Source organism: Saccharomonospora iraqiensis subsp. iraqiensis (assembly GCF_000430445.1).
In the GTDB taxonomy this organism is placed as follows: Bacteria; Actinomycetota; Actinomycetes; order Mycobacteriales; family Pseudonocardiaceae; genus Saccharomonospora; species Saccharomonospora iraqiensis.
The window spans coordinates 128,817-133,277 of sequence record NZ_KE387129.1 but is presented as its reverse complement, the minus strand read 5'-3'; the positions used below and the strand labels follow the sequence as shown (position 1 = coordinate 133,277).

Here is a 4,461-nt window from a genome sequence, read left to right as displayed (position 1 = left end):
GTCGGCGAGCCCGGCGAGGTCGTCGGACGTGCGGTCCAGGGCGTGGAGGATCGCGGCGGCCTCGGGGTCGGCATCCACGCGCGGCCGGAGCAGGGCCGCCTCCCGCTCGTCGAGGACCCCCGCGTGCAGGTCGGCGAGCAGGTCGACGGACCACGGGGGGCCGACGAGGTCGCCCCGCCCGCTGCTCTCGTCGGTCATCGTCCCTCCCCGTATTTGCTTTCGTGAGTTGGGACGTCCCCCTCCCCCACGGGGTTCCGCAGATGCCCGAGAAGTTTCGCGAGCTTGGCGCGTCCCCGCGCGCAGCGGCTCTTCACCGTTCCCTCCGCGATGTCCAGTAACCGTGCCGCCTCGGACACCGGGTACCCCTCCACGTCGACCAACACGATCGGCAGCCGCTGATCCTCGGGCAACTGATCGAGTGCCGCGGAGACCAGCATCCGGGTCTCCCGCTCGGCCATCGCGTCCCCCGGCACGGCCGGTTCGTCCCGGTCGGTCTCCGGCAACGGCACCGTGGGTCTGGCCTGGCGTCTGCGAATCCGGTCGAGGCAGGCGTTCACCACGATCCGGTGCAGCCAGGTGGACACCCGCGACTCGGCACGGAAGGTCGCCGCGGCGCGGAAGGCGGAGACGAAGGCGTCCTGCAGCGCGTCGGCGGCCTCCTCGGGGTCGCGGACGGTGCGGAGGGCGACCGCCCACATGCGGTCCCGGTGCCGTCGGACCAGTTCGTCGAAGGCGTGCGGATCCCCGGCCGCGTGCGCGGCGACGAGATCGGCGTCCGTGGGCGCTGCTGCGGTCACCCGGCAGAGAGTACTAAGGCTGCCACCCGCAGTGGGGATCACCTCACAGTGTGACAGCCCTCCGTCTCGATGCCTCGATCAGGTTATTTCTGTGGGAGAAAGACCAGTTCCGACAGTTGCGACTGGTATTCCGGCGCCTCCCCCGAGAGGGCCGTGATCCACACGAGGACGTGCTGGGTGGAGGTCGGCTCGGAGAGCCGGAACTCGGTGCGCTCACCGTCGAGCGTGCCGGAGGCCACCACCTCGGTGTCGGCCGGTTCGGGATCGGCCGAGTCGGCGACCCGGATCTCCAGTTCGGTCCCGGGGCTGTCCGCGACGACCCGGACCGCGGCCAACTCGATCGGCTCGTCGAACTCGCTGATCAGGCCGACGCCGGACTTGAAGGCGGGGAACTGCTCGCGGTAGGCGTCGGTGTCCCACACCGTCGAGGGGTCGCCGTCGACGGCGTGGGGTGCCTCGTCCACCCCGTCGCCCTCACCCTCGGGGTTGAAGACGTCGACGCCGGACGGCTCGACCGGGTCACCGAGCCCGGATCCCCCGTCGTCGCCGGCCCCGGCGCGGTCGTCCGTCGGTTCGGGCTCCCGCTGCGTGGACGTCTCCTCGGCCAGGTTGACCGGCGGGCCGGACGGCGGATCGTCCCGGAAGAAGCTGATCGCCATCATCCCGAGCCAGGCGAGCACCACGATCGCACCGATCACGACGACGCTCACCCCGAGCGCCAGCTTGCGCCGCCGGGTGGCGTCGCGCACCGGTTTCGACGTCGTCCACACGCCGCCGTCGGGGTCGACGTTCTCCGGCGGGTGGTGGGCGTGTTCCTCGGCCTCGGCCGCCTGGTCGAGCATCCGCAGCACCGCGGAGCTGGTGCGCACGCCGCCGTGCCCCTCGTCGGCGATGGTGCGCACGGCGATCGAGGACAACTCGGGCGGCACCCCGGACATCAGCGAGTGCGGCGGGATCAGCGCCCCGGCCTGGTTACGGGGCGCCGAGGGGATGGCCGGTGGCCCACCCGGCAGTGCCCACCGGCCGGTGAGCAGCAGATACAGCACCGCGCCGAGTGCCTTGACGTCGTCGCGCAGTGTGGTGTCCGGCAGGGCACCGGGGAACGCGAGGCGCAGCCGCCCGTCCTGGGCCAGCCGCAGCCGCTGCGGATGGTCGATGCCGAGCACCAGACCGGACTGGTGGGCGGCCTCGACCGGCTCGGCGAGGCCGCGGACCATCCGGACGGCGTCGCCGGGCTCGACCCGCTGCTGGGTGAGGACGTCGACGAGGTCGGTGCCCCGGGTCCACTCGGCGACCACGATCCCCAGGATGCCCTCGCTGGAGCTGATGCCGTTGCCGAGCGTGAGCACGTCCAGCACCCGCGCCACGTTCGGATGCTCGAACTTGGCCACGTGCGCGGCCCGCTCCAGTGTCCGTCTGCCCTGCCGTGCCGCCTCGACGTCGGCGGGGTCGCCCACCAGTACCGTCAGCGCGACGTCGCGCTTGAGCTGCCCGTCCCGGGCACGCCACAGGTGGGCCCCGCCGCGTTCGTCGACGCCGAACTGGGCGAGCAACCGGTAGCGGCCGTCGCCGACGACCCCTCCGGGCGCCAGTGATCCACCGCGCGTACGGAAGCCCACTCGGGTCGCCTCCCCCTACCGAATCAGTGCCCGGACGCGAGCGGCCCGCGCCGGGTTCCGTGACCGGTTCACCCCGCGAGCTGATTCGGTCACCGCCGACTCCCGTCGACCCCGACCGGCGCTGCCGCCCCTTACTCCTCGCACGAGGGTACGTGACCGCGCCGCGCCCCCGTGCGGTATCGGTGCCCGGCCGGGTTACCCGCGGCGGACCATGCCGGCCACCCGCCGGGTGATCGGTGCGAGCTCGTCGATCCGCAGCGCCGCCAGCACCCCGAACGACACCGCCAGCCCCACGATGCCCTGGACGATGAGCTTCACCCAGGCGGTGCCGACCGTGCCGAGGTCGGGCACGAGCATCCCGGCCAGCACGGCGGCGAGCGCGCCGAGTCCGCTGGCGACGACGGTGAACAGGATGACCCCGAGCACCCGTCTGCTGCGCAGGTTGCCGAGCTTGACCCACAGCCACACCTGCCCCATGACCGCGCCCACGACGAACACCATCGAGTTCACCAGCATCACGCCGAGCACGACGTTGACCGGGCTGAGCACCGCGGAGGCCAGGTACAACAGCGGGATCTTCACCGCCGTCATCACGACCATGATCAGCGTCGGGGTGCGCGAGTCCTTCATCGCGTAGAACACGCGCATCTGCAACATCACCAGCGCGTACGGCACCAGTCCGAACACCGACACCGCCAGCGCCTGCCCCAGCCGCTCGGCGTCGGCCACCGAGCCACGGCCGAGGGCGAACAGCGCCACGCCGATCGACGGCCCCGCCACGGCCATGACCGCGGAGACCGGCATGAGCATCAGCGTCGTGAGCCGGGATCCGTAGGAGAGGTCCTCGACCAGCTTGTCCCGTTCGTCGTCCGCCGCGGCACGGCTCATCCTCGGCATCAGCGCGGTCAGCAGGGACACGCCGATCACGCCGTAGGGCAGCTGGAACAACAGCCACGCGTTCGAGTAGATGGACGGGCCGCCCTCGGCACCACCGGTGAGCACCCGGGTGTTCACCACCATGCCGATCTGGCTGACGGCGACGTAGCCGAGAATCCAGGCGGCCAGTCCGCCGAACTCCTTCAGCCGCTCGTCGATCCCCCAGCGCCAGCGGAACCGGAAGCCGGACCGCAGCAACGGCGGGATCAGGAAGGTGGCCTGGGCGACCATCGCGGTGAGCACGCCGATCCCGAGGACGAGCACCTGCGGATCGCTCATGTTCGTCGGCACGACCGTCGGGTCGCCGGGGACCAGCGCGAACGCGCCGATGGTCGCGAAGATGACCAGGTTGTTGATCACCGGCGCCCACTGGGCGGGGCCGAAGATCTGTTTGGCGTTCAGGATCGCCGACAGCACGGCGAACAGCCCGTAGAACAGCAGCCCCGGGAGCAGCAGGTACGCGAACCAGGTCGCCAACTGCTGGTTGGCCGCGCCGTCGTCCTCCATCAGCAGCCCGGTCAGCCACGGCGCGAGCGCGGTGGAGAGCACCGCACCGGCGCCGAGCACGGTCACCGCCAACGTGATCAGGCGTTGCGTGTAGGACTCGCCGCCGTCCTCGTCGTCCTGCGACCGGACGAGCAGCGGGACGACCACACTCGTCAGCACACCGCCGAGCAGCAGCTCGTTGATGATCAGCGGGAGGGTGTTGGCGACGGTGAACGAGTCGTAGAGCACGCCGAGCGTCGCCACCCAGGCCAGCATCACCTTCCAGGCGAAGCCGGTGATGCGGCTGGTCAGCGTGGCGATGGCCATCCGGCCGCCCGCCTTCGCCAGCGACGGGCCCTTCTTCTGTTCGTCCTCGCCCTCGGGCTCGTCGAGCTGGACCTCCGGCAGCCGCTCGCCGATCGGTTCCGAGGTGATCCTCGGCATCATCCGCGTGGCGAGCTCGTCGTACGGCCGCAGCACGTCCGGGTCGGCCGAGGGCCACCGCACGCCCGGATCCCGGGGGATGTAGACGGTGCGGTCGCCGTCGTGGGTCTCCTGCCGCCACGGCCGGACGGGGCGCCCGCGGTTCTGCGGCGGCCTCCCCCGGCGCGGGGGTTGCCCGG

The 4,461-nt window shown here is 71.7% G+C and carries 3 protein-coding genes and 1 pseudogene; all 4 read right to left on the bottom strand.

What is annotated here, in order from left to right; all coding sequences use genetic code 11:
- Positions 1-198: pseudogene (locus tag ACTIR_RS0119720) on the bottom strand (hypothetical protein); the annotation flags it as partial.
- Complete coding sequence (gene sigM / locus ACTIR_RS0119715) at positions 195-797, bottom strand: RNA polymerase sigma factor SigM (protein WP_026455566.1); 603 nt, start codon at positions 795-797, stop codon at positions 195-197. The pseudogene ACTIR_RS0119720 and the gene sigM, both read right to left, overlap by 4 nt.
- Positions 798-880: 83 nt before the next feature.
- The gene (locus tag ACTIR_RS0119710; RefSeq protein ID WP_026455565.1) at positions 881-2,416 is read right to left on the bottom strand and encodes a protein kinase family protein; all 1,536 of its coding nucleotides are present in this window, start codon (positions 2,414-2,416) and stop codon (positions 881-883) included.
- A gap of 195 nt (positions 2,417-2,611) precedes the next feature.
- Positions 2,612-4,363: a murein biosynthesis integral membrane protein MurJ gene (gene murJ / locus ACTIR_RS0119705; RefSeq protein WP_052583967.1), complete on the bottom strand. Its 1,752-nt coding sequence runs from the start codon at positions 4,361-4,363 to the stop codon at positions 2,612-2,614.
- Between the last annotated feature and the right edge of the window lie 98 nt (positions 4,364-4,461).